Here is a 24,946-nt window from a genome sequence, read left to right as displayed (position 1 = left end):
GCCTCACCCCCGCCCGGTGATCGCGGCCACCGCGTCGCCGGTCAGGGACGACACGACGGCCGGCAGGGCCATGAAGAGCGCGCCGACGAAGACGACGGTGAGCCCGATCTTGATCGGGAAGCCCAGCTGGAACGCGTTGAGCGCAGGCGCGACGCGGGTGAGGAGCCCGAGCCCGACGTCGGCGAGGAAGAGGACGACGACGAGCGGGCCGGCGATCTGCAGCGCCGCGAGGAACATCTGCGACGCGGCGTGCACCAGGACCGATGCGAAGCCGCCCATCGCGAGGGTCCCGGGCGACCCGTCCGCGGCGACGAGCGGCACCGCGTCGAAGGACCGGACGAGCCCGGCGACGATGAGCTGGTACCCGCCGCTGGCGAAGAGCAGCGCGAGGGACGCCATCTGGAACAGCCGGGTGAACTGGGCGCCGTTCACCTGGGACTGCGGGTCGTACGCCTGCGCCAGGGTGAAGCCGCCGAACAGGTCGATCAGCCCACCGGCCGACTGCACGGCGGCGAAGACGAGGTAGACGAGGAAGCCGAGGCCGAGGCCCACGAGCAGCTGGGTGAGCAGGGCGAGCAGGAACCCGCCGGTGTCGAGCGCGGTGTACCCGAGCCCGACCCGTGGTGCGACGCCGATCGCCAGGCCGAGCCCGAGGATCACCTTCACCGTGCCGGGGAACGCCTTGTAGGCGAACGGCGGCGCGATCACGAAGAAGGCGACCAGTCGGACCCCGGCGAGCATGGTCGCTTCGAGCTGGTCGGCGTCGATGGCGAGGTCCACGGCTACGTCCCGAGGAGCTTCGGGATCACGTCGAACGCGGCGTGGGTGAACGCGATCATCTCGGCGATCATCCAGTTGCCGCAGACGACCAGTGCGATCGCCACGGCGACGGCCTTCGGCACGAACGAGAGCGTCACCTCCTGGATCTGCGTCACGGACTGGAAGAGCGAGATCGCGAAGCCGACGACGAGGGACGTCACGAGCACCGGTGCCGCGAGCTTGCCCGCCACCACGAGCGCCTGGAGGGTCAGGTCGATGACCGCCTGCTGGTTCATCAGTGCACCACCTGGTAGCTCTCGATGAGGGACGTGATGATGAGCCCCCACCCGTCGACGAGGACGAACAGCAGGATCTTGAACGGCAGCGAGATCATCACCGGCGGCAGCATCATCATGCCCATCGACATGAGCGCGGCGGAGACGACGAGGTCGATGACGAGGAACGGGATGAAGATGACGAACCCGATGATGAAGGCGCTCCGGAGCTCGGAGATCACGAACGCCGGGATGACGGTCGTCATGGGCACGGCGTCGAGGTCCTTCGGATTCGCCTGGCCGGCGGCGCGCGTGATGAGCGCGACGTCCTCCTCGCGGGTCTGGTGCAGCATGAACGTCCGCAGCGGCTTCGTGCCGACCTCGACCGCCTTCGCGAAGTCGATGTGCCCGGCCAGGTAGGGCTGCAGCGCGTCGTCGTTGATGTGCCCGAGCACCGGCGCCATCACGAACAGGGACAGGAACAGTGCGAGCCCGGCGATCACCTGGTTCGGCGGGATGCCCTGGAGCCCGAGGGCGTTCCGGGTCATCGCGAGCACCACGAAGATCTTCGTGAACGACGTCATCATGAGCAGCAGCGCCGGTGCGACGCTGAGCAGGGTGATGCCGAGGAGCGTGACGATCGCCGAGGACGGCGTGCCGTCGGGACCGTTCACGCTGACGCTGAAGTCGCCGCTGGCGGGTGCGGTCGGGGTCGCCGGGGCGGTCGGCTCCGTCACGCCGACGGCGTGCGCGCCGGTGGCAGTGAGGAGGACGAGGCCGGCGACCGTCGCGAGCCCGAGGACGACGAGGGTTGCGGTGCGGCCGGTCCGGACGGCGGCCGTCACCCGGCCCGCCGGCCTCGGAGCGCGGCCGCGGCCTGCCGCCACGTGTCGGCGGAGAGCACGGAGCCCTGCAGCTGCTGCGCGGTCGGCACGACGGCGCGCGCGGGCCGGCGGGCGCTGCCACGGGGCCGCATCGGGAGCGGCGTCGCGGTCGTGCCCGTCACGGCGTCCGTCGCGCGCTCGGCCGGCATGTCCGCCGGGAGGCCCGTGGTCGCGTGCTCCTGCCGCTCCAGCTCCGCGCGGAACCGGTCCGCGGTCGTGGCCGGCGCCGGCGTGCGCGGCTCGGTAGGCAGGACCACCGGGCCGGTCACGATGGTCAGCTCGGGCGCTGGCGTCGGGCCGCTCCGGAGCAGCGAGACGCTCTGCTCGGACACACCGAGCACGAGTCGCTCGCCCTCGACGTCCACGACGACGACGCTCGCCTTGCCGCCGATCCCATGCCGGCCGACGACCTCGACCGCGGCGGAGCGGCGTCCGCGGGCCTTCGCGGCTCCGAGTCCGCCCTTCGTCGCACGGCGGTGCAGCACCCACATGAGGGCGAGCACGACGCCGAGCGAGACGGCGACCCGGAGGGTCATCCAGAAGGTGTCCACGGGTCAGACCGCCTCGGCGACGTCGAGGATCTTGGTGATGCGGACCGCGTAGTCCTGGTCGACGACGACCACCTCACCGTGGGCGATGAGCCGGCCGTTGAGCAGCACGTCGGCGGGGGCGCCGGCGCTGCGATCGAGCTCGACCACCGCACCGGGCTCCATGCCGAGCACGTCACGCACCGACATCCGGGTGCGGCCGATCTCGACGGTCAGGGTCATCTCGACGTTGTTGATGCGGCCGAGGTTGCCGGCGGGGACCGCGCCGGCGGCGAGCGGTGCCGAGACCGTGCCGTTCTCGCGGACGCGCAGGCCGAACCAGCCGCCGGGGACCCCGCCCGCGGTGAGTTCGAACACGACCGTCTCCGGGTCGGCGAACAGGGACGCGGCGGACTCGCGGCGGGCGTCGCCCAGCACGCCGACGCCGAGCACGGTGGCCGCTGCCTCGAGCGACGGACGGAGCACGTCGGTGACGTCGACGAGGCCGGCGTCGGCGCCGCCCGCGGCGACGACGGCGCCGAGGTCGGTGAGGACCAGCGCGAGGTCCGCGGAGAGTCCGCCGACGAAGGACGCGACCACGCCGTCGACCGCGGCCTCGAGGACGACCGGGGTCGCGCCTCCCGGCAGGGGCACTGCGGTCAGGGGCGCCGCCGTCGGGAGCTGCGCGGCGAGCTGGTCGGCAGCGGTGGCGTGGAGGGTGGTGGTGGCGCTCATGCGTGCTGCTCCGGATCGGTGGTGGTGACGACGATGCCGGCCAGGCGCGACCCGTTCGCGCCGACGGCCGCGGTGCCGACGGGTTCGCCGTCGACCGCGATGGTGAGGGGCCGGTGCTGCGGGTGCGGCAGCGGCAGGACGTCGCCGACGGCCAACCGGAGCACCTGCGTGGGCAGCACGGCGGCGGGGGCGAAGTGCAGGCTGACGCCGACCGGGACGTTCGCGAGCTGGGCGTCGAGCAGGGCGCGGGCGTCGGCGGCGGAGACGCTCGTCGTGTCCTCGCCGAGCTGCGGCAGCACGGCCTCGGCGGGCAGCGCGACCGTGCCGGGGGCGACCCGGTCACCGACCCGGATCGAGAACGCGGCGACGATCATCAGGTCGCCCTTCTGCGCGGCCTGGGCGAACTGGCTGTTGAACTGGAAGCCGCCGGTGGTGACCTCGTGCGCGAGGAGCCCGCCGAACGAGTAGCGGAGGTCGTCGAGGGCGTCCTCGACGATCTTCCGCACGAGCGCCTGCTCGATGGGCGTGAAGGTGCGCTCCGGGGTCGGCAGCGGCTTCGAGGCGCCGAGCGCGTGGGAGACCCACGTCAGCGCGGCGTCGAGCGGGACCTGGAGCACGCCCTTCGGCGCGGTGTCGGCGATCGGCAGCAGGACCATGCCGGTCAGGGCGGGCAGGGACGCGGCGTACTCGTCGTACGTCGTCATCGAGACCTGCTCGCAGGTGACCTGGCTGACGGCACGCACCTTCGCGGTGAGCTGCGTGCCCCACTGCCGCGCGAACGTCTCGAAGGCGAGCTCGAGCACCCGTGCGTGCTCGCGGGCGAGCGTCGACGGGCGCGCGAAGTCGTACACCTCGGGCGCGGGCAGGGTCTCGGTCACGGGTGCGTCTGTCGGACGCCGGCGGGCAGGCGTCAGCGCTGTGCCCTGTTCTGGGGCGGTCCTGTCGTCAGCCCTGGCGTGCTCCGTCCTGCGCGGTCGCGAGGGCCGGCATCAGCTCGCTGACGTCCTGGTCCTGGTTCGACAGCACCACGATGTCGACCCGGCGGTTCAGGGTGTTGTCCGCGTCGCTGGCGCCCTTCGCGAGCGGGCGACTCGACCCGAACCCGACGCTCTGCACGTGGTCGGCCGGCATCCCGCCGCGCTCGACCAGGTCGCGGAGCACCCCGGTCGCGCGGGCGGCACTGAGCTCCCAGTTCGTCGCGTACGGCGCGGTGGAGTTCCGCTGGTCGGCGTGGCCCTCGACGCTGACGTCGTGCCCGCTGGTCTTCAGGACCGGGGCGATGGCGTCCATGATCCGGCGGGCCTGGTCGGACAGGTCGGCGCTGTTCGTCGCGAAGTACGTCTCGCTGCCGACGAGCCGGACCGTCAGGCCACGGTCGTCGACGGCGAACTGCACCTTCGACGACTCCCCCGCCTGGTCGAGGTTCCCCTGGATCGCCGCCTCGATCGCCTTGAGGTCGTCGAGCTCCCGCTGCGCCGCGGCCAGGTCGGCCTTCGACGCCACCGGCGGCACGGCGGTCGACGCCGGGTCGACGTTCGTGTCGTCGGCGCCGGACGCAGCGGTCGAGTGGTCGGCGTCCGACTTGTCCGTCGCGTACCCCTTGCCGTCCTTCGTCACCTGGGACTTCGACACGATCGTGCCCGAGGCGGTGTCGACCTTCTCGGACTTGACCTCGCCGAAGCCGGTCGCGAGTGAGTTCTTCAGCGCGATGTACTTCTCCTGGTCGACCGACGACATCGCGAAGAGCACGAGGAACATGCACATGAGCACCGTGATCATGTCCATGTAGGACGCCATCCAGCGCTCGTCCGGGTGCTCGGCCTCGTCGTGGCCCTTCTTCCGGCCGCGACCACGTCCGCGGGGGTTCGCGCTCATGCTCACGCCGCCAGCTGCTGGTCGTCGGCGGAGGCCTTCGCGGCCTTCCCGTCCTTGCCGCCGGCACCGCGGGCGGCGGGCGGGACCATCGCGGTGAGCCGCTCGCCGAGCAGTCGGGGCTGACTGCCGGCCTGCACCGCGAGCAGGCCCTCCATGAGCAGGGTCTGCCGGTCGGCCTCGAGCTGCGCGAGCTTCCGGAGCTTGCCGCCGAACGGCAACCAGAGGAAGTTCGCGGTGAGCAGGCCCCAGAGCGTCGCGACGAACGCGCTCGCGATGAGCGGGCCGAGCTCGTCGGGCTTTCCGAGGTTCGCCAGCACGTGGGTGAGCGACACGACGGTGCCGATGATGCCGACCGTCGGGGCGAAGCCGCCGAGGCCCATGAAGAACGCGCTGGCGCTCCGCATCGGTGCCGCGTTCGACTCGATCTCGTCCTCGAGCAGGATCCGGAGCTCGTCGCCGTCGGTGCCGTCCGCGATGTTCTGCAGGGCCTTCTTCATGAACGGGTCGTCGTGCTTGTCGGCCTCCTGCTCGAGCGCGAGCAGTCCGTTCGCACGGGCGGTCTCGGCGAGCCCGACGACGTCGTCGATGACGGTCTGCGGCGGGGTCACCTTGCCGGTGAACGCCTTCGGAACGGTCTTGAAGGCGGCGAGGGCGTCCTTCATGGTCGTGCTCGCGACGCCGCAGCCGATGGTCGCGACGAAGACGAGGAGCATCGGAGCGGGCAGGAACAGGCCCGCCATCTCGACGTGCTCCATCTGCGCCATGCCGAACAGGGCGCCGAAGGCGAGGAGGATCCCGACGATCGTTGCGATGTCCACGTCAGCGACCCCCGTCCCGGCGTCCGGCGGCGAGCGGCGCGACCGGGGCGAGCGTGGGCTGCGGTCCGGTCGCGGTCGTCGCGGTGTCCGTGCCGTAGGCCATGCCGACGATCCGGGCGCGGTAGGCGGCGACGAGGCCGATGACCTCGGCCATGGACTCGCGGACGATGTACTTGGCGCCGTCGACCATGATGAGCGTCGTGTCCGGCGTCTCCTGGATGCGCTCCACGAGGTCGGGGTTGACAGCGAATGCGCTGCCGTTGAGTCGTGTGACGACGATCATGGCCCGTCCTGGTTCTCGATCGTCCCGCCGCCGTCCGTGGGGCGGGATGCAGACCCGTCCGTGGGTGTGCACCGATGCCTATCGGCGGGCGGACGAGCGACGTAAGCGGGGCTGCCACTGCGGTTGAACACCCGTCGGACAACTTCTCATGGACGAGTTATTCCCGATCCGATCCTGCGAATCAGCCGCATGATGTCTCCTGTTTTATCTCACCACCGTGTTACCGTGACGTCCATGTCCGACACCACCACCGTCGTCACGCCCGCCGAGCCGACCGGCACCGCGCCCGCCGCTCCGCTGCGCGAGGTCGGCGCCCTGATCCGGGGCGCCCGCAAGGGCCGCAACATGACCCAGTCCCAGCTGGCCGAGCGCGTCGGGACCAGCCAGAGCGCGATCAACCGCATCGAGCAGGGCGGTCAGAACCTGTCGCTCGAGATGCTCACGCGCATCAGCGACGCCCTCGACCAGCAGATCGTGTCCATCGGTGGCGCCCCGCAGCGCGCGCACCTCCGCGTGCAGGGCGGTCGGAAGCTCAGCGGTTCGATCGCGGTGAACTCGAGCAAGAACGCCGCGGTCGCACTGCTCTGCGCGTCCCTGCTCAACCGCGGGGTCACCCGCCTGCACAAGGTCGCCCGCATCGTCGAGGTCGACCGCATCATCGACGTGCTCCGCAGCCTCGGCGCGACCGTCACGTGGTCCGAGGGCGGCGAGGTGCTCGAGATCGTCGCGCCGTCCGACCTGCACCTCGACGCGATCGACGCCGACGCGGCTCGCCGCACCCGCAGCGTGCTCATGTTCCTCGGTCCGCTCAGCGGCCGCTACGGCTCGTTCCGGCTGCCCTACGCCGGCGGCTGCGACCTCGGCACCCGGACGGTCGAGCCGCACCTCATCGCACTCCGCCCGTTCGGCGTCGACGTCGAGGCGACCTCCGGCTGGTACGAGGTCGACGTCGCGAACACCGAGGTGCCGACGAAGTCCGTCGTGCTGACCGAGCGTGGCGACACCGTCACCGAGAACGCGATCCTCGCCGCGGCCGCACGCGACGGCGTCACGACGATCCGCAACGCCAGCCCCAACTACATGGTGCAGGACCTCTGTTTCTTCCTCGAGCTCCTCGGTGTGCAGGTCGAGGGCATCGGCTCGACGACGCTCCGCATCACCGGCAAGAGCCGGATCGACGAGGTCGTCGACTACTGGCCCAGCGAGGACCCGGTCGAGGCGATGAGCCTGCTGACCGCGGGCATCGTCACCGAGTCCACCCTCACGGTGACCCGTGCGCCGATCGAGTTCCTCGAGATCGAGCTGGCGACCCTGGCCGAGATGGGCCTGCGCTTCGACGTCAGCGACGAGTACGCCGCCGCCAACGGCCGCACCCGCCTGGTCGACATCACGGTGCACCCGTCCGAGCTGCACGCGCCGATCGACAAGATCCACGCGATGCCGTTCCCCGGCCTGAACATCGACAACCTGCCGTTCTTCGTCGTCATCGCGGCGATGGCCGAGGGCACCACGCTCGTGCACGACTGGGTGTACGAGGGCCGGGCGATCCACCTGCTCGACCTCACGCGCCTCGGTGCGAGCGTGACCCTGCGTGATCCGCACCGTCTCGACGTCACCGGTCCGACGCACTTCTCGGGAGCCGAGGTCAGCTGCCCGCCGGCGCTGCGTCCCGCGGTCGTGATCCTGCTGGCGATGCTCGCGGCGAAGGGCGAGAGCGTCCTCCGCAACGTCGGCATCATCGCCCGCGGCTACGAGCAGCTGCAGGAGCGCCTCAACTCACTCGGCGCGTCGATCGAGACGTTCCACGACTGAGGTCGCGACCGCCCCTCGGTGACCCACCGGTCACCGGACCCGACGGCCCGTCCCCGCAAGTGGGGACGGGCCGTCACCCGTCCCGACGAACGCACCGGTGCCTCCTGGGCGTCTGCCAGACGGGACGGACGCGCGGTCCAGGCGACCGGTGCTGCATGGGGACATGGCCACGAGATCGCTCCTGACCGTCCCGCTCCTCCTCACCGCGGCTGCCGCTGCTGTCGCGTGGATCGCGTTCGGCCCCGCAGCCGCCCTGGCGTTCGCTGCGCTCGCCGTCCTCGAGATCGCGATGGCCGCCGACTCGTCGGTGCCGATGGCCGGCATCGCCGGTCGTCTGCACTCCCCCGCCCGGCGGCTCTTCCTGTCCCTCGGCATCGTCGCCGGGGTCCTCGCCATGCGCCTGCTCCTACCGCCGGCGGCCGTCGCCGTCGGCGGGGCGACGGACCCCGCGACCGCCGTCGACGAGGCGGTGTTCGCCCCCGGGTCCTTCTCCGCGCACCTCGCCGAGGTCCGGCCCGCGCTGGCCGCGTTCGGCGCGGCCTTCATCTGGCTGGTGTTCGCCGAGTACCTGTTCAACACCGACCGTCTGACACGACGGTCCTGGCTGGGCGGCCTGGAGGCGCGACTCGCCCGCGTCGCCCGGCCGCGCGTCTGGTCGGTGGTCACCGCGGCGACCGGCGTGCTCGTGACCACCGTCCTCGTCGGGCAGCAGGATGCCTGGGCGCCCGGCACGGTGCTGCCCGTCGCCCTCGGTGGTGTGTCCGGCGTCGCGGCGTACCTGGCGTCGAAGCGCATCGCGCGCCGGGCGCTCCGGGGTGTCGACGGCACGGCGACCGGAGCGGTCGGGACACGCGGGTCGTGGCGGATCCACGTGTACGCCTCGACGGTCGTGTTCGAGCGTGGGCTCGTGGTCTTCATGCTGTTCGAGATCCTCGACGGCGTGTACAGCCTGTCCGGCTCTGGTGTGCTCGGCGCCGACGGGCTCGGTGCCCTCGAGCAGGCCGCACTCGCGGTCGCGGCGATCGCCGTCGGCGCGGTGTTCCTCGCCCGCACGACGTCCCGACTTGACCAGGCGGCGACGCTCAAGCGCCTCCGGTACCTGAAGGCCGGGGCCGCGTACGTCCTCGGCGTCCTCGCCGTGCTGCTCTGGACCAGCCTGCTCGTCCCCGTGCCGGGGGCGGTCGTCGCGTGGTTCGGCACCGTCGTGATCGGGCTCGCCCTGGCGACCTCGCTGCCGTGGCGGGCGTGGGCTCGGCGGCTGCGGCGGCGGACGGTGGTCGGCTGACCGACACCGCTCGGACGGCGACGGTCGTCGGAGCAGCGCCGCTCTCGTCGATGCCCTGGGTGCACGCTCAGCGCCGGTTCCCGGTGTCCGGGGCGCCCTGACGGTTCCGGTCAGCATGCTGAGCGGCATGAGCACACCCCTGGATCCGCGCGTCGGCCGGTCGCCTCGCTACCGTCACCGGCTCGTGTCGATGGTCTCGGTGGGGCTGGTCGTCGCCGCCGTCACCGCCCTGACCGTGGGCCCTCGCTGGGCGGCCTCCGTCGGCTGGGCCGCGGCCTGTGCCGTGTACGTCGTGACGGCGTTCCCGCTGCTCCGTGCCGACGCGGACCGCACGGCCCGGTGGGCTGCTCGCGAGGACCCGCAGCGGACGGCGTCCGACCTGTTGCTCGTCGGCGCGTCCGCGGCGAGCGTCGTCGCGATCCTCGTCGTGCTGAGCACCGCGCGGGGGCTGCACGGGACGGCGCAGGACCTGGCGGCCGCGCTCGGTGTCGTGAGCGTCCTGCTGTCCTGGCTGCTCGTGCAGACGCTCTTCACGCTGCGGTACGCCGAGCTCTACTACAGCGGGACGCCCGGTGGCGTGGACTTCAACCAGCAGGAGCCTCCGCGGTACACGGACTTCGCGTACTTCGCCATCACGGTCGGCATGACCTACCAGGTGTCGGACACGACGATCACGGCGAGCACGATCCGGGCGACGACCCTGCGGCACGCGCTCCTGTCGTTCTTCTTCGGCACGGTGGTGATCGCGAGCGTGATCAACCTGGTCGCCGGACTCGGCAGCTGAGCGCAGGCTCACGGTCCAGCCGTCGCCGCTGCGCGCCTCACGGGATGGGCACCGGCGCCCACGACACGAAGAACTGCATCCGGAACGTCGGCGTCGTGTCCGACGGACGGAACCGCGAGCTCAGCGCCGCGGACATCCCGTCCGGCACCGGTACGTCGGTGCTCGCTCCCAGCCGCCCGCTCGTCTCCGTCTCATCGATCGAGGGGACCGAGTCCACCTTCTCCTGCAACTCGTCCGCGGCGCTCGTCGGCAGGGCTGCCGCTCCGAGTGCGTGTCGGTACGCCTCGACCCCTGCGGCCGCACCGGACGTCGACGGTCCCTCGACCTGCAGGACGAACGACCGACCGGGTGGTGTGATGACCTGCCCGGTGGAGTCCGTCAGCCCGTCCGGGAAGTCGTCGACGGTCACGATCACCTCGTCGACCGGCAGGTCGACGACCTGGTCCCCCGGCAGGAGGAAGCGAGCTGGTCGATCGTCGGTGGAACTGAAGGCAGCGACCGCGTTCCGGACCGGTGACCCGCCGTCGGTGTCGACGCCGAACGTCTCGACGCTCGGTGTGCCGGTGAGGTCCCAGACCTCGACGCCGTCCTCGAGGTGCATCGCGGTCGGCTCGGGCCCGTCGTGCTGCACGTCGGCGCGACCCGGGTCCGGAGACCCGACGACGTCGCCTGCGGTGCCGGGTGGCTGCCCGACACAGCCCGACAGCAGCACGACGGCAGCAGTGACGACCAGCGCGACGGTCAGCCGACGACGAGCCCTCGGCCCCACCGTTCTCCGCAGCACATCGACCCCGGTCCGATCCCCCACACGCAGGAGGCTAGCCCCTCCGACCGCTCTCGGCCGCGCTCGTCGGACCGATCGGGAAGGGCGCGCAGCCCGTCCGGCGTTGACTGACGCGTCGGACGAACCCTTGAGGAGACACGTGCTCGGTCCAGAACTGGTGGTGGCCCTCGGGCTCGCCATCGCCGTGACGGCTGCGGTCGCCGACCGGATCAGGATCGCACCGCCCGTGCTCCTGCTCGTCATCGGCGCGCTGCTCGCCTTCGTCCCCACGTTCGGCCGGGTCGAGCTACCGGCGGACGCCGTCCTGCTGCTGTTCCTCCCCGCGCTGCTCTACTGGGAGAGCCTGACCACCTCGCTCCGCGAGATCCGGAAGAACCTGCGCGGGATCGTCCTCATGGGCACGGTGCTCGTGGTCGTGACCGCCGGTGTCGTCGCCACGCTCCTGCACCTGCTCGGGATGCCGTGGGGGCCGGCGTGGGTGCTCGGTGCAGCGGTCGCCCCGACCGACGCCACCGCCGTCGGTGTGCTCACGAGGATGCTGCCCCGCCGCAACGTCACCGTGCTCCGTGCGGAGAGCCTGGTCAACGACGGCACGACCCTGGTCGTCTACGGCATCGCGGTCGCCGTCACCGTCGGCACCCAGGAGCTCACCTTCTGGAGCGTGTCCGGCATGCTCGTCCTGTCGTACGTCGGCGGGGTCGCGGCCGGGCTCCTCGCCGCCTGGCTCGGCTCCCTCGTGCTGCGGCGGGTCGACACGGTCGTCCTCGAGAACCTCGTCACGCTGCTCGTCCCGTTCGCGGCCTTCCTCGGCGCCGAGGCGATCGGTGCGTCCGGGGTGCTCGCCGTCGTCGCCGCGGGCATCGTCGTCAGTCAGGTCGCGCCGAAGCTCGACCGGGCGGAGACCCGCCAGCAGGTCCGCGCGTTCTGGTCCTTCCTGACCTACCTGCTGAACGGCGCGCTGTTCGTGCTCGTCGGGATCGAGGCGATGGTCGCTGCCCGCGCTCTGGAAGCCCGTGAGCTCTGGACGGGGATCGGTCTCGTCCTGGCGGTGTCCGTGGTGCTCGTCCTCGTCCGCTTCGCCTTCGAGGGCACGATCGGCGGGACGGTCTGGCTCGTCACCCGACGCTTCGGCGGCGCGCCCCGCGAGGGCCGCCGCGACCGACTCGTGAGCGGCTTCGCCGGGTTCCGCGGCGCCGTCTCCCTGGCGATGGCCGTCGCCGTCCCGCGCACGCTCGAGTCAGGTGGGACCTTCCCGGACCGCGACCTCATCGTGTTCGTGACCGCCGGCGTGGTCGTCGTCACCATCGTCGGTCAGGCGCTCGTGCTGCCCGCCGTCCTGCGGCGCGCAGCGCTCCCCGAGGACGAGTCCGTCGGGGAGGAACGCCGCTACGCCGAGCGCACCGCCGTCGAGGAGGCCCTCGACGCACTCCCCCGGCTGGCCCGGAAGGCCGGCGCCGACCGAGCGACCATCGACCGCGTGCGGCGGGACCTCGAGGCGCACCTCGACGTCATCCAGGCGCGCGAGGAGGACGACGGGGACCACCCGACGCTGCAGCGCCACGACGCGACGGTCGCCCTCGAGCTCGCCCTGGTGCGGCACAAGGCCGCCACCTTGCTGCGGCTCCGGGACGACGACGAGATCGACGACGTGGTGCTCCGGCAGGTCCGGGCCGGCTACGACGCCGAGGAGGCACGACTGGAGGGCTCGACGCCGCCCTGAGCCCGCCACGTGGTCGCGCTCGGTCAGCGGTCAGGTGGTCGGGACCTGACCCGCTCGGAGCATCGCCCGCTCCAGGAGTTCGAGGTCGATGCCGACGTGACGCCGCGCGAGCACGCCGGCGTCGACCGCACGGCCGTCACAAACGGCGTCGACGAGCCCCTCGTGCTCGCGGAGCGCGCGTTCCTCCATCTCGGCCATGCCCTCGGCGGTCCCCCAGAGGTGCGCGGGCGCCGCGATGGACACCTGCGACTCGAGGTCGGCGAGCGCCGCGGCCAGCACGGGGTTGCGGGCGGCGTCGATGATCGCGCGGTGGAGCACCGCGTCCGCCTGCTGCTTCTCGAGCCCGGACGCCGCGGCTCGGAAGTCCTCGAGCCGCGTGCGCAGCGTCGCGCGCTCGTCCTCGGTGATCCGCTCCGCTGCCGCGGTCGCGAGTGCGCCGTGCAGCAGGGCGATCGCGTCGGTGGTGTCGCGGATGCCGGCCCAGCGCGCGAGGAGCGTCCGGCCGACGGCGTCGGAGGACGAGTCCGGCCACTGCGAGCGCACGAAGGTCCCGCCGCCACGACCCCGACGGGTCTCGAGCAGCCCGCGGTCGACCAGTCGTGCGAGGGCCGCGCGCACCGTGACGCGTCCGACCCCGAGGAGCACGGCGAGCTCCCGCTCGGGCGGCAGCCGCGACGCGGGCAGGTACTCGCCCACGGCAACGGCCGTGACGAGCCGGTCCTCGACCTCGTCGACCCGGGTCTCCGTCGCGCGATCTGGCACTCCGCCCCCTCCTTGCGTTTCGTCCACGTTAAAGGACGAGAAAAGGTATTGCAGGGGACCTTTGCTCGGTCCATGCTGTGCGTCATGTCCCGCATCACCGAAGGCACGATGCCGTTCCAGGACGGCGAGACCTGGTACCGCGTCACCGAACCCGACGCCCCGATCACCGGGGCGCTCCCGCTCGTGGTCCTGCACGGCGGCCCCGGCATGGCCCACGACTACCTCCGGAACCTCGCGGCCCTCGCCGACGAGACCGGTCGCACCGTCGTGCACCACGACCAGTTCGGGTGCGGTCGGAGCTCCCACCGCCCCGACGCTCCCAGTGGGTACTGGACCCCGCAGCTCTTCGTGGACGAGTACGCCGCCCTCGTCGCGCACCTCGGCCTGGACGACCACCACGTCCTGGGGCAGTCCTGGGGCGGCATGCTCGGGTCCGAGATCGCCGTCACGCAGCCGGAGCACCTGCGGTCGCTCGCGATCTGCAACTCCCCCGCGTCGATGCAGCTCTGGGTCGACGGCGCCGCCGAGCTCCGCGCGCAGCTCCCCGACGACGTGCAGGACGCCCTCACCCGCCACGAGCAGGCCGGCACCGTCGACGACCCCGAGTACCTCGCGGCCACACAGGTGTTCTACGAGCGCCACGTGTGCCGCGTCGTCCCGATGCCCGCCGACTTCGTCGACTCCGAGACCCAGATGGAGCAGGAGCCGACGGTCTACCACACGATGAACGGGCCGAACGAGTTCCACGTCATCGGCACGATGCGCGACTGGACCGTGATCGACCGGCTCGACCGCGTGGCCGTCCCGACCCTCGTCGTCGCCGGTGAGCACGACGAGGCGACACCGGCCACCTGGCAGCCCTTCGTCGAGCGCATCGCCGACGTCCGCCAGCACGTCTTCCCCGGGGCGAGCCACTGCTCGCACCTGGAGCAGCCCGAGGAGTTCCGCCGCGTGGTCGCAGCGTTCCTCGCCGACCACGACGACGCCGCGCCGGGCGACCAGCCCACCGACTGACCCCCGGACCGGCCGACAGCCGGTCGCACCGGCCCACCAGGCCGACCACCCGTCCGACGGGAGGCGCGCACCCACCCCGCCACGCACCTCCCGGCCGACACCCCACCGGACCCGACGAGCGCGCCCACCCCGCCACGCGCCTCCCGGCCGTCCCTCCCCTCTTTCCCACGCACCGTCTCTCCGAACGGAACCGACATGTCGCAGCAGCACAGCGAGCTCTCCGCGCAGCAGCAGCTCGAGGCCTACGGCTACAAGCAGGAGCTCAAGCGCTCCGTGTCCACCACCGACCTGCTCGTCTACGGGCTCGTCTTCATGGTGCCGATCGCCCCGTGGGCGATCTTCGGCACCGTCTACAACGCGTCGAGCGGCATGGTGCCGCTCGTCTACCTGGTCGGCCTCGTCGCGATGATCTTCACCGCGCTCGCGTACGCGCAGATGGCGAAGTCGATCCCCCTCGCCGGCAGTGTGTTCTCGTACGTCGGACGCGGCATCCACCCGACCGCCGGCTTCTTCGCGGGCTGGGCGATCCTGCTCGACTACCTGCTCGTCCCGACGCTGCTCTACGTGTTCGCGGCCGAGAGCATGGTCGGCATCTTCCCCGGCACGCCCCGCTGGCTGTGGGCGCTCGTCTTCGTCGCGATCAACACGGTCATCAACCTGCTCGGTGTCTCGTCGCTGAAGCTCGCGAACCGGGTCTTCCTGCTCATCGAGCTCGTGTTCGTGGCGATCTTCGTCGTCATCGCGATCGTCGCGCTGACCGGCGGGACCGTCCCCGGCGCATCGTTCAGCACCGACCAGGTGTGGGACCCGTCGAAGGTGTCCGCGCCGCTCATCGCCTCGGCGCTGTCGATCGCCGTGCTGAGCTTCCTCGGGTTCGACGGCATCTCCACCCTGTCCGAGGAGTCGACCGGCCGCCGCGGCGGTGCCGGTACGGCGATGGTCCTCGCACTCGTCATCGTCGCGTTCCTGTTCGTCCTGCAGACCTGGCTCGCCTCAGCGCTGGCGGCCGGACGTGACGCGTTCGCGGACGACGAGGTCGGCAACGCCTTCTTCTCGATCGTCGAGCAGGCCTCGTCGAGCGGGTGGGCCACCGCGTTCTTCGCCGTGAACGTCCTCGCGGTCGGCATCGCCAACGCGATGGCAGCTCAGGCAGCGACGAGCCGCCTGCTCTTCTCGATGAGCCGCGACCGGCAGCTGCCGGCCTTCCTCCACAAGCTCAACGGTCGGCAGGTCCCGCAGAACGCGATCATCGTCGTCTCGGTGCTCTCCGCGATCCTCGTGCTGTTCTTCGTCGGCCAGATCGACACGATCTCGTCGCTCGTGAACTTCGGCGCCCTGTTCGGCTTCATGCTCCTGCACGTGTCGGTGTTCGTGCACCACGTGGTGAAGGGGAGGTCCCGCAACTGGCTGCTGCACCTGGTCGTGCCGCTCGTCGGCTTCCTGATCATCGGCTACGTGCTGCTCAACGCCGCCGTCGAGGCGAAGGTCGGCGGGATCATCTGGCTCGTCGTCGGCGCCGCGGTGTTCCTCTACTACCGCCGGACCGGCCGCTCGACAGAGGTCGGGTCGGAAGAACCGAGCACACTGGGCGAGGGGTCCGTCGGCCCCGCCACCACCACCGCGGAGGACCGCCGATGACCACGCCCGACCACTTCCTGCCGAACACCCTCGGTCGCCCGGGGTTCTCCGCCGACCGGGACCCCGTGCTCCGCATCACCCCGGGCACCGGCGAGACGATCGGCTTCGAGACCACCGACGCCGTCTACGCCGAGCTCGACGAGCACCACGACCTCGCGCAGCTGCAGGCACCGATCAACCCCGTGACCGGACCGGTCTGGATCGAGGGCGCCGAACCCGGCGACACCCTGGCGGTGCACATCCACGACATCGAGCTGACGACCCACGGCTGGTCGGTGTCGCTGCCCGGGTCCGGGGCGCTCCAGCACGTGATGCCCGAGGGGGTGTTCGCCCGCCGCTGCCCGATCGAGGACGGCGTGGTGCACGTCACCGACCGGCACGCGTTCCCGGTCCGGCCGATGATCGGCTGCATCGGCGTCGCACCGGCCGAGGGCACGAACTCGACGATCATGCCCGCAACCGCGGAGGGCGGGAACATGGACGTCACCGAGGCCCGGCCCGGCTCGACCGTGTACCTGCCCGTGCGGGTCCCCGGTGCCCTGCTGTCGATCGGGGACGTCCACGCGATCATGGCGGAGGGCGAGTCGTCGTTCGTCGCCATCGAGGCGCAGGGCACCGCGATCGTGTCCGTCGACCTGGTGCGGGGCGGCCGACCGCTCCGTGCGCCGCGCATCGAGACCGACGACGAGTGGCTCTTCGTCGGGCTCGGCGACCCCGTGCAGGAGAGCGTGCGGCGCGGGTACGAGGACGCGTTCGCCTTCCTGGTCGAGGATCACGGCTTCACCGCCGAGGACGCCTACGCCGTGCTCAGTGCGGTGGGCGACTCGAAGCTCGGTGGCCCCACCGGGTCGGGCGACCCCGACCCGCTGCACCCGTTCGCGGCCGTCGGCGCGGTGACGCTGCACCGGGTGCCGAAGGCGGTCCTGTAGCGGCCGCCGGACGGGCGGCGCGCGGCACGGCGCGGCGTGCTGCCGCAGAACGCGGGGCAGCTCGCGCCACGGACCTCCGTGGCGCGAGCTGCTTCCGGTTGTGCGGACGGTTCCGGACGACGACGTCGGACGGGAGGCGCGTGGTGGGGCCGCCGCGTGCCTCCCGTCCGGGGGACGGTGCCGGAGGTCGCATGGCCGGCACCACGGTCCGCTCAGCGTTCCGCTCATCGGTGCGACCGACGGCGCGGCGCGACCTCGTTGGACCGCGACCGAGCGGCGGGACGCACCGCCGGCTCGGGCATCGACTGCCAGACCTGCCCCCAGACCTGTTCGTACTCGACGCGGGACACCTGCCCGCGCCGGACCGCGTCCTCGACCAGGCAGAGCAGGTCGAGCGAGGCCTCGAGGAGCCGGTCGTCACCGTGCACCTCCGGCCGACCGTTGCCGTGGAACACCGTGACCGTCAGGGTCCGGACACCGGGGCGGACCCGCCGGGTCGCCCGGCCGAGCAGGACGAAGCCGACCACGTACACCAGGACCGCGACGACGACCCCGACCACGGGCACGCGGTGCAGTGCCACGACGAGGGCGACCGCCACGAGAGCGCCGGCAGCGCCCCAGACCTGGAGCGCCCGGAGCAGCAGGAGCTCACCGGTGGTGGTGCCCGGAGCGTGCACCTCGAGCGTCCGGCCGCTCCACAGCGCCCGGGTGACGGGCTGCACGGAGCACCGTCCCCAGGGGTGCCAGCCGGTGCGGCGGAGGGGATGCGGGTGTCGGTCTCGGTACGTGTCCACGTCGTCCACACTGGGACCGACCGGGCGAGGGTGGGCCGGTCCTGACGGTGTCCTGACGGCACGGAGCACATCCCGTGCGCCGTCCTGACGATGCTGCGGAGGCGGCCGCGCGCTGCCCGTCGCCCGTCGCCCGTCGCCCGTCGCCCACTAGCGTGGCGGGATGGACGACCACACCCTCGCCGCCGCCCTCGTGACCGACGCCGCTCGGCTCGCAGCAGACATGCGACGGGACGGGACCGACGCGGAGCGGAAGACCTCGGCCGCCGACCTCGTCACCGCCGCGGACCGCGCGGCCGAGGACCTCGTCCGCCGACTGCTGCTCGAGCACCGTCCGGACGACGGGGTGCTCGGCGAGGAGGGCGCCCGCGCCGAGGGCACCGACGGACGCCGCTGGACCGTCGACCCGGTCGACGGGACCTACAACTACGTCGCCGGACTCCCCGCGTGGTGCAGCGCCGTGTCGCTCGAGGTCGACGGCGTGCTCCGGGTCGGTGCCGTGTGCCGACCGACCGTCGACGAGACCTGGGTGGCGTCCGACGGCACGACCACCTGCAACGGCGAGGACGTGCCGCCGCTGCCGGACGTGGCACTCGCCGCGACGAGCGTGGCGACGTTCCTGAACAGCTCCCACCTACGCGCTGCCGAGACGGGGCCGATGACAGCGCTCCTGGCCGCCGCCGCGACGGTCCGGATCAGCGGGTCGGGGTCGTGCGACATGGTGGACGTCGCCGCCGGGCGGATCGGGCTCTGGGTGCAGACGGACTGCGCCGACTGGGACTGGCTCCCGGGGCGCGCGCTCGTCGAGGGGGCCGGCGGTGTCGCGACCGTCGTCCGGGCACACGGGCACGACTGGCACCTCGCGGGTGCTCCGACCGCGGTGCGACAGGCGGGCGAGCTGCTCGGCGGCTGATGCGCCTCGTGTGGAGGGGCGGCACTGCCCGAAGTCGCCCCTCCACACCGTCCGGTACACCTCGTCGTGCACCGGACGCGTCCTCGGCGGTACCCCCACCGAGACGTCCTGCCGTCAGGCGGTGGCCGGCAGGCGGTCCTGGTCGTCGACGGCGATCTCCACGGTGCCCGACGCCGTGGGGCGTCCCAGCGCTCGGAGTTCCCAGCCCGCCGCGCGGTAGGCGTCCGCGTCGAGCGCGTGCCGACCGTCGACGATGCGTCGGTGGTGCACGAGGGTACCGAGGTCGCGCGGGTCCACCGTCCGGAACTGCGCCCACTCGGTCAGGAGCACGACCACGTCCGCGTCGATGACGGCCGCGGTGAGCGACTCCGCGTACCGCAGCGTCGGGTACGCGCGGGCGGCGTTCGCCATCGCCTCGGGGTCGTACACGGTGACGACGGCGCCCGCCTCGTCGAGCATCCGGGCGACGTCGAGGGCCGGCGCGTCGCGGATGTCGTCGGAGTTCGGCTTGAACGCGGCACCGAGCGCCGCGATCCGCTTGCCCGCCACCGATCCGCCGGCCATCTCCGTGACCAGGTCGACGGTCCGCTGCCGGCGCCGCAGGTTGATCGCGTCCACCTCGTCGAGGAACCGGACCGCCTGGCCGACACCGAGCTCCTGCGCCCGGGCGGAGAACGCGCGGATGTCCTTCGGCAGGCACCCGCCGCCGAAGCCGAGACCCGGCTTGAGGAACCGGCCGCCGATGCGGGTGTCGTGGGACAGGGCGCTCGCCAGGACACTGACGTCCGCCCCGGCCGCCTCGCAGACCTCGGCCATCGCGTTGATGAAGGAGATCTTCGTCGCCAGGAACGAGTTGGCGGCGACCTTGACGAGCTCCGCCGTGGGCAGGTCGGCCACGACGAGCGGGGTCCCCTCGTCGAGGATCGGTCGGAACGCCGCCCGCAGCTGTGCCTCCGCCCACGCCGACCGCACGCCGAACACCAGCCGGTCGGGGTGCAGCGTGTCCTGCACCGCGTAGCCCTCGCGGAGGAACTCCGGGTTCCATGCGACCTCGACGTCGGCGCCGGCCGGCGCGACCTCCGCGACGAGCGCGGCGAGTCGCTCGGCGGTGCCGACCGGCACGGTCGACTTCCCCACGACGAGCGCACGCCGGTCGATGTGCGACGCGAGCTCGCGGAAGGCCGAGTCGACGTAGGTGAGGTCGGCGGCGTGCGACCCCCGCTGCTGGGGCGTCCCCACGCAGACGAAGTGGACGTCGCCGAACTCGGCGGCCTCGCGCAGCGACGAGGTGAACCGGAGCCGACCGGAGGCGAGGGCCTCGGCGAGCTGCTCGGGCAGGCCGGGTTCGTGGAAGGGCACCCGGCCGGCCACCAGGGCCTCGACCTTCGCGGGATCGACGTCGACGCCGAGGACCTCGTAGCCGAGGACGGCCATCGAGACGGCGTGCGTGGCGCCGAGGTACCCGGTGCCGATGACGGTCAGGCGGGGGTGGTCGACGACGGGTGGCATCCCGGTGGCCGGGATCGGGGTGACGGAAGCAGACATGGGAAGGCTCGCTCTCGGGTCGCGAAGGGATGGGTGTGGACGGTGCGGACGGACCGCGGGGACCGTCGTGCGTCAGTCGGTGCAGCTCGTGGTGCTGAACTCGTTCGAGCCGACCACGGTGTTGTCGCAGGAGACGGTGTTGCCCTCGACGGGGCGGAAGGCGAACGCGACGCCGTCGGTGTTGCCGAGGTCGACGCGGTTGTCGGTGAAGGTGTTGTCGGTGCCCCAGCCGGAGAGCAGCTCGTGGGTCTGGAACCCGTCGAGCGGCGATCGGACGCCCCGGTTGCCGGTGATCGTCCAGCCGTTGCCCTTCACGTCGACCCAGGAGTCGGCGTGGTCCTCGCCCTGCATGCCGACACCGTCGAAGGAGTTGTCCGACAGCGTGCCGCCGGTGGTGCCCTCCTTGATGTCGACGTTCTCGGCGGCGGTGTCGGAGATCGTGTTCCCGGTGACGACGTTGCGGTCGCTCCGGTCCTCCTGGCAGTCCGAGACCTTGCACCAGTTGCTCTTCGAGGACCCGACGTAGATGCCCTCGCCGAACTGCGGCTTCCGGAGTCCGGTCTTCGTGACCGAGCTTCCGCTCACCGTGTTGTCGCTGCTGCCGGCGCGGAGGTGGATGCCCTCGTCGCCGATGTCCTGCACGGTGATCCCGTCGACGGTCGTGTGCTGGACGTCGTCGAACATGACGCCCTTCTGCCCGTTCTGCACCGTGAACCCGGCGAGCCGCCAGTGTGACGCCCCGTCGAGGTGCAGGACGTAGCCCTTGTCGGTGCTGCCTCCGTCGAGGACGGCGCCGGTCGGGCCGCACAGGGTGATCGGCTGCGCGGAGGTCCCCGCGGCGCTGCCGGTGAAGTTGCCCGTGTACGTTCCCGGTGCCATCGCGATCACCTGGCCGGCGGTCGCCTTCGACAGCGCCGCCTCGAGCGCCTTCGCCGTCGAGACCGTCGTCGTCGCATCGGCCGAGCAGGACAGGTCCGCCCGCTCGGCGTCCGGCGCCGTGGTCGGGGCCGTCGACGGCGCCGACCGGGTGGGCGACGGCGTCGGGGCGGTGGTCCGCTCCGACGGGCGGGGCGAGTCGGCAGCACGGGGCGCATCCGGCGTGCTCGCCGCGACCCAGACCCCGCCGACCACGACCGCGCCGACGACCAGACCGACGGCACCCACGACCAGGTGGGACCGGAACCTCCGCAGGGGTGTCGTCATCGGTCAGCTCGCCGTCTGCGGCGTCGCGCCGCCCGGGTCGGCGGCGTGCGAGCCGCGGGCCGTCGGCGCCGGGGGCAGACCGAGCGACACCGGGTCGACCGCGCCGCGGGTGAAGCTCGACAACGGCGCGAGCTTGGCGTACGGGTGCTCGCGTCGACCGGCCGAACGGCGCCGACGGATCCCGCCGATCGCCGCGATGAGCACGACGAGCAGGAGCACGGTCCAGAGCACGGTCAGCGGCTGGAAGATCGCGCGCAGGGTGACCAGGAATGGCTTGGTCGAGTGCCACTCCACCGTCGTGTTGCCCTGCTGTGCGGCCCCGTCGGACCGGGCCAGGTCGATGGCGCTCGGCCCCGACCCGCGGACGGTGTTGTTCTCGATCTGCGTGCCGTCGGCGGCACCGACCGTCGTGACGCCGTGCATCCGCGCGTCGGTCACGGTGTTGTTCGTCACGGACGACGCGGTGGCGCCGCGCAGGTACACGCCGATGTCGGCACCGCTGATCGAGTTCTCGGAGACCTCGGTCGCGCTCGGACCGTCGACCACGGCGATGCCGTTCTGCGTCGAGTCCTTGACCACGTTGTTCCGGATGACCACGTCGTCGGCGTCGTGCCGGACGACGATGCCCATCTGGTTGCCGGTGGCGGTCGATCCGCTGATCCGGACGTTCTTCCCACCGATCACCTCGACGCCGTAGCGGCCGTTGTCGGCGCTCGTGCTGTCGGTGAGGGCGTTGTTGCCGTACGTGGTGGTCGGCATGCCTGCGGAGTTCGGGCCGTCGGCGAGGCCGCTGCCGTTCAGGGTGATGCCGTTCCGCCCGTTGTCCGTGGCCTTCACCTGGCTGAACACGATGCCCGTGGACGCACGGGTCATCTTCACGCCGTCCATGGCGTTGTCGGTGGACTGCACCGACGTGAAGGTCGAGTTCGTCACGTAGCGGTGCAGCACCAGACCGTCGATCAGGGAGTGCTCGACGGTGGCGTTCGACATCGTCACGCCGTCCGCACTCGTCAGGAACAGCCCGTAGGCGTTGCCGTCGAACGTGACGTGCTGGACGAGCGCCGAGACGTAGCTGTAGGCGCCGGCACTGGCCGAGCTGCCGCCGGTGCTCGGCAGCGCCCCGGTCGGCAGGATCGCGTTGCCGAAGACGTCCTGGGTGGTCCGCTTCGTCTTGCCCTGCTGGTCGCCGGACGCCTGGTCGAGCGTGGTGAGGTCGGTGCCGGTCAGCGAGACGCCCCCGGTCGTGCCGCTCCAGAACCCGAGGTGCGAGAACGACGCGTACTTCAGCGTCGCGGTGCCGCCCTGGACCCGCACGTACGCCCGCCCGTCGGACGTCTGCGTGTCGACGGCGCCGGCCTGCGGGTCCCACGCGTCGATCGCGACGGGGGACTTCGCCGACCCGACGACCTGCAGGCCACCGGCCTGCGTCACGATCGAGACGAAGCCGTCGTGGTTGCTCTTCAGGTGGATGCGGAGGCCGTCCGGGCTCGCGAGCCGGAGGGTCGCGCCGTTCTCGACGACGATGTTCTCGCTGAGGAGCCACGAGCCGTCCGGCTGCTTCACGAAGGTGGACGGCGCGAGCTCCGTGAGGTCGTCGATCGTGTACGGGGCGCCGCGCGCCACGAGCACCAGCGTGTACGACGACCCGGTCGCGAGGCGGTACGGCTGGGAGACCGCGAGCCCGCTCCAGCGAGCCGCCGAGGCGAGTGCCCGCACGTTGTAGATCCGGTCGTCCTCCGCGGAGACGAGCCGCGCCTCCTTGTCCGGGTCCCCCTCGTAGGGACGCCCGACCGGGGTGGCCCCGCCGGCCGCCGCGGCCGTCGAGCCGGATCTGCCGGTCGACGCACTCGCGGCGGGCGCAGCGGCCGCGCCGGCCAGGACGAGTCCCGCGCCGATCGCCAGCGCGGTCGCACCGCGCAGGATCGTGGCGCGCACGCGGTTCATGCTGCCACCGCCTGGTCGTCGGCAGCAGCGGAGGCCGCGACCGCACCGGGCTGGACGACGACACCGGGCGTCGGACGACGGGTCTCGACGACGGGCTCCGGCTGGAGCGTCCGCGCCTGCTGCCCGTCACCACCGACCTGGTCGGCGTGCCGGGTCAGCCACCCCTGCTTGTTCATCGTGACGAACGAGTACACCTTGATCGGCAGGGCGACCGCGATCACCACGAGGGCGAGCAGCGGGAGCACGAACAGGTCCAGCGGGTGCCGCTTGAGGTTCGAGACGCCGCGGACCGCGCGGCCGAAGAGCAGCCAGCCGAGGGTGAAGAGCACCCCGACCGTGCTGAGCTCCAGGCGGCTGAAGAGCAGGTACCACATCGTGATGCCCATGGTGACCGGGGTCAGGATGATCTGCAGGACGGTGATCTTGGTCACGAACGGCACCCGCCACACCCACCCCTTCGCGATCGCGGTCAGGTACGTGCGGTACGAGTTGCGACTCCAGCGGATGCGCTGCTTGAAGAACGCCTTGCCGCTCGCGGGGAACATCGACAGCGCCTTCGCGGACGACTGGTGCACGGTCTTGTAGCCGGACGCGATGACGAGCCACGTCAGGCGACCGTCGTCACCCGCGATGCACCGGCGGCCGAGGAAGAACTCGTTCTCGAGGTTGTCGAGCACCGGCAGGACGGCGGAGCGGCGGTACGCGGCGGTGCGCCCGGAGAGGATCGGCACGGCGCCGGCGGCACCCATCGCGGGGACGTAGTTGAAGTACCGCAGGTTGACCAGCCAGTCCGCGATGATGCGCCAGATGCTGGAGTTCCGCTGGTACACGTTCTGCTGCGTGCCGACGCCGCCGACGCGCTCGTCGACGAATGGCATCTGCACCGCCTCGAGGAGACCGGGCTCCCACGAGGTGTCCGAGTCGACGAGGACCAGGACGTCGTACTTCGCGCGACGGATGCCCTCGCCGAGCGCGCTGCGCTTGCCGACGTGGTGGAAGAGCACCGGCTTGACGGTGGGGTCGCCCACCGCCACGATCCGGCGGTACGCCTCGGTGTCCGCGACGTCGAGCACGATGATGATCTCGTCCGGGTGCTGCTCCCGCCAGGAGTCCAGGCAGCGGAGCAGGATGTCGGGGTCCTCGTGGAAGGACGGCACCACGACCGAGGTCGTCGTGCGGAAGCCGTTCTCGACCGGACGGGCCCGTGCCGAGAGCACGACCCGGTAGAGCCAGAGCGCCCAGACGATGATGCCGGCGATGCCGATCGGGAAGTACTTGAGCGCTTCGTGGCCGAAGGCGGCGAGGTTGTCGAGCACGACCTGGGTCGAGGTCTGCGACGCGAAGAGGACGAGCGGGTGCATGAGGTCGGGTCCTTCGTGCGGTGTTCGGTTTCGGGTACGGAACACGACACTCGGCAGCACCGCACGACGACGCACCGCGTAGGGTGACGCGGAGAGAGGCCTGGGTCAGCGGTGCAGAGAGGGTCGGGACAGCGCCGGATCCCCCCGTCGCTGCGAACCGCCAGGCCGGTCCGGGGAGCGTTGTCCCGCCTCCGACGCTGAGCGTTGGCCTGAACGTACTCTCGGGTGTGTCGCACCACAAGCACAGGAGACCGCAATGCGGGTTTGCGCGAATCCGTAGCACGGTGTTCCGCCACACTGGTGCG

24 protein-coding genes are annotated in these 24,946 nt (G+C 71.8%); 8 read left to right on the top strand and 16 right to left on the bottom strand.

Annotation, left to right across the window (positions count from 1 at the left end; all coding sequences use genetic code 11):
* Positions 1-3: 3 nt before the first annotated feature.
* The 9 genes from LCG91_RS07650 to LCG91_RS07610 all read right to left on the bottom strand — a co-directional run bounded on the left by LCG91_RS07650 (position 4) and on the right by LCG91_RS07610 (position 6,156).
* On the bottom strand, positions 4-780 hold the full coding sequence (locus tag LCG91_RS07650) for a flagellar biosynthetic protein FliR (protein ID WP_058750162.1): 777 nt from the start codon (positions 778-780) through the stop codon (positions 4-6).
* A gap of 2 nt (positions 781-782) precedes the next feature.
* Positions 783-1,055 (bottom strand): flagellar biosynthetic protein FliQ, encoded by a 273-nt coding sequence (locus LCG91_RS07645; RefSeq protein WP_058750163.1) that lies wholly within the window; start codon positions 1,053-1,055, stop codon positions 783-785.
* Positions 1,055-1,879, bottom strand: coding sequence for a flagellar type III secretion system pore protein FliP (gene fliP, locus LCG91_RS07640; RefSeq protein WP_058750185.1), 825 nt, complete (start codon positions 1,877-1,879; stop codon positions 1,055-1,057). The genes LCG91_RS07645 and fliP overlap by 1 nt, the downstream gene beginning before the upstream one ends.
* Positions 1,876-2,469, bottom strand: a complete 594-nt coding sequence (locus LCG91_RS07635; protein ID WP_224443022.1) for a FliO/MopB family protein — start codon at positions 2,467-2,469, stop codon at positions 1,876-1,878. Before LCG91_RS07635 ends, fliP begins: the two co-directional genes overlap by 4 nt.
* Before the next feature lie 3 nt (positions 2,470-2,472).
* On the bottom strand, positions 2,473-3,180 hold the full coding sequence (gene fliN, locus LCG91_RS07630) for a flagellar motor switch protein FliN (protein ID WP_224443021.1): 708 nt from the start codon (positions 3,178-3,180) through the stop codon (positions 2,473-2,475).
* Positions 3,177-4,058, bottom strand: a complete 882-nt coding sequence (locus LCG91_RS07625; protein ID WP_058750166.1) for a flagellar motor switch protein FliM — start codon at positions 4,056-4,058, stop codon at positions 3,177-3,179. Before LCG91_RS07625 ends, fliN begins: the two co-directional genes overlap by 4 nt.
* A 67-nt stretch (positions 4,059-4,125) precedes the next feature.
* Entirely contained in the window at positions 4,126-5,055 is a 930-nt protein-coding gene (locus LCG91_RS07620; RefSeq protein ID WP_224443020.1) for a flagellar motor protein MotB, read from the bottom strand.
* A gap of 2 nt (positions 5,056-5,057) precedes the next feature.
* Positions 5,058-5,873 (bottom strand): motility protein A, encoded by an 816-nt coding sequence (locus tag LCG91_RS07615; protein ID WP_058727918.1) that lies wholly within the window; start codon positions 5,871-5,873, stop codon positions 5,058-5,060.
* Position 5,874: 1 nt separating this feature from the next.
* Positions 5,875-6,156, bottom strand: a complete 282-nt coding sequence (locus tag LCG91_RS07610) for a flagellar FlbD family protein (RefSeq protein WP_058727919.1) — start codon at positions 6,154-6,156, stop codon at positions 5,875-5,877.
* A gap of 234 nt (positions 6,157-6,390) precedes the next feature.
* Between LCG91_RS07610 and LCG91_RS07605 the strand changes: the two genes are divergently transcribed.
* The 3 genes from LCG91_RS07605 to LCG91_RS07595 all read left to right on the top strand — a co-directional run bounded on the left by LCG91_RS07605 (position 6,391) and on the right by LCG91_RS07595 (position 10,037).
* On the top strand, positions 6,391-7,968 hold the full coding sequence (locus LCG91_RS07605) for a helix-turn-helix domain-containing protein (protein ID WP_224443019.1): 1,578 nt from the start codon (positions 6,391-6,393) through the stop codon (positions 7,966-7,968).
* Between the two features lie 163 nt (positions 7,969-8,131).
* On the top strand, positions 8,132-9,253 hold the full coding sequence (locus LCG91_RS07600) for a DUF475 domain-containing protein (RefSeq protein WP_224443018.1): 1,122 nt from the start codon (positions 8,132-8,134) through the stop codon (positions 9,251-9,253).
* 127 nt (positions 9,254-9,380) lie between these two features.
* Complete coding sequence (locus tag LCG91_RS07595) at positions 9,381-10,037, top strand: DUF1345 domain-containing protein (RefSeq protein ID WP_224443017.1); 657 nt, start codon at positions 9,381-9,383, stop codon at positions 10,035-10,037.
* Positions 10,038-10,074: 37 nt separating this feature from the next.
* Here LCG91_RS07595 and LCG91_RS07590 read toward each other — a convergent pair whose 3' ends face one another.
* Positions 10,075-10,845, bottom strand: a complete 771-nt coding sequence (locus tag LCG91_RS07590; protein WP_224443016.1) for a hypothetical protein — start codon at positions 10,843-10,845, stop codon at positions 10,075-10,077.
* A 115-nt stretch (positions 10,846-10,960) separates the two neighbouring features.
* Here LCG91_RS07590 and LCG91_RS07585 point away from each other — a divergent pair, with 115 nt between their 5' ends.
* Entirely contained in the window at positions 10,961-12,541 is a 1,581-nt protein-coding gene (locus LCG91_RS07585; protein WP_224443015.1) for a Na+/H+ antiporter, read from the top strand.
* 30 nt (positions 12,542-12,571) lie between these two features.
* Here LCG91_RS07585 and LCG91_RS07580 read toward each other — a convergent pair whose 3' ends face one another.
* Positions 12,572-13,303 carry a FadR/GntR family transcriptional regulator gene (locus LCG91_RS07580; RefSeq protein ID WP_224443014.1) on the bottom strand — a complete coding sequence of 244 codons (732 nt, stop codon included), beginning with the start codon at positions 13,301-13,303 and terminating at the stop codon, positions 12,572-12,574.
* Positions 13,304-13,387: 84 nt separating this feature from the next.
* Between LCG91_RS07580 and LCG91_RS07575 the strand changes: the two genes are divergently transcribed.
* The 3 genes from LCG91_RS07575 to LCG91_RS07565 all read left to right on the top strand — a co-directional run bounded on the left by LCG91_RS07575 (position 13,388) and on the right by LCG91_RS07565 (position 16,884).
* A complete protein-coding gene (locus LCG91_RS07575) occupies positions 13,388-14,317 on the top strand; it encodes a proline iminopeptidase-family hydrolase (protein WP_224443013.1) in 930 nt (309 codons plus the stop codon).
* A 195-nt stretch (positions 14,318-14,512) separates the two neighbouring features.
* The gene (locus LCG91_RS07570) at positions 14,513-15,955 is read left to right on the top strand and encodes an APC family permease (RefSeq protein WP_224443012.1); all 1,443 of its coding nucleotides are present in this window, start codon (positions 14,513-14,515) and stop codon (positions 15,953-15,955) included.
* A complete protein-coding gene (locus LCG91_RS07565) occupies positions 15,952-16,884 on the top strand; it encodes an acetamidase/formamidase family protein (RefSeq protein ID WP_224443011.1) in 933 nt (310 codons plus the stop codon). Before LCG91_RS07570 ends, LCG91_RS07565 begins: the two co-directional genes overlap by 4 nt.
* Before the next feature lie 224 nt (positions 16,885-17,108).
* Here the strand turns inward: LCG91_RS07565 and LCG91_RS07560 are convergent, their stop codons facing one another.
* Positions 17,109-17,678, bottom strand: coding sequence for a DUF6611 family protein (locus LCG91_RS07560; RefSeq protein ID WP_318010454.1), 570 nt, complete (start codon positions 17,676-17,678; stop codon positions 17,109-17,111).
* 160 nt (positions 17,679-17,838) lie between these two features.
* Between LCG91_RS07560 and LCG91_RS07555 the strand changes: the two genes are divergently transcribed.
* Positions 17,839-18,588: an inositol monophosphatase family protein gene (locus tag LCG91_RS07555; RefSeq protein WP_224443009.1), complete on the top strand. Its 750-nt coding sequence runs from the start codon at positions 17,839-17,841 to the stop codon at positions 18,586-18,588.
* A 114-nt stretch (positions 18,589-18,702) separates the two neighbouring features.
* On the opposite strand, the gene LCG91_RS07550 is transcribed toward LCG91_RS07555, so the two are convergent.
* The 4 genes from LCG91_RS07550 to LCG91_RS07535 form a co-directional block, all read right to left on the bottom strand.
* A complete protein-coding gene (locus tag LCG91_RS07550) occupies positions 18,703-20,133 on the bottom strand; it encodes a UDP-glucose dehydrogenase family protein (RefSeq protein ID WP_224443008.1) in 1,431 nt (476 codons plus the stop codon).
* Positions 20,134-20,205: 72 nt separating this feature from the next.
* Positions 20,206-21,336, bottom strand: a complete 1,131-nt coding sequence (locus tag LCG91_RS07545) for a right-handed parallel beta-helix repeat-containing protein (protein WP_224443007.1) — start codon at positions 21,334-21,336, stop codon at positions 20,206-20,208.
* Positions 21,337-21,339: 3 nt separating this feature from the next.
* On the bottom strand, positions 21,340-23,271 hold the full coding sequence (locus LCG91_RS07540) for a right-handed parallel beta-helix repeat-containing protein (RefSeq protein ID WP_224443006.1): 1,932 nt from the start codon (positions 23,269-23,271) through the stop codon (positions 21,340-21,342).
* Positions 23,272-23,276: 5 nt separating this feature from the next.
* The gene (locus LCG91_RS07535) at positions 23,277-24,641 is read right to left on the bottom strand and encodes a glycosyltransferase (RefSeq protein WP_224443005.1); all 1,365 of its coding nucleotides are present in this window, start codon (positions 24,639-24,641) and stop codon (positions 23,277-23,279) included.
* Positions 24,642-24,946 lie beyond the last annotated feature (305 nt).

The organism is Curtobacterium sp. TXMA1 (genome assembly GCF_020162095.1).
In the GTDB taxonomy this organism is placed as follows: Bacteria; Actinomycetota; Actinomycetes; order Actinomycetales; family Microbacteriaceae; genus Curtobacterium.
The sequence above is the reverse complement of the archived record's forward strand: the minus strand, read 5'-3'. Positions and strand labels throughout refer to the sequence as shown.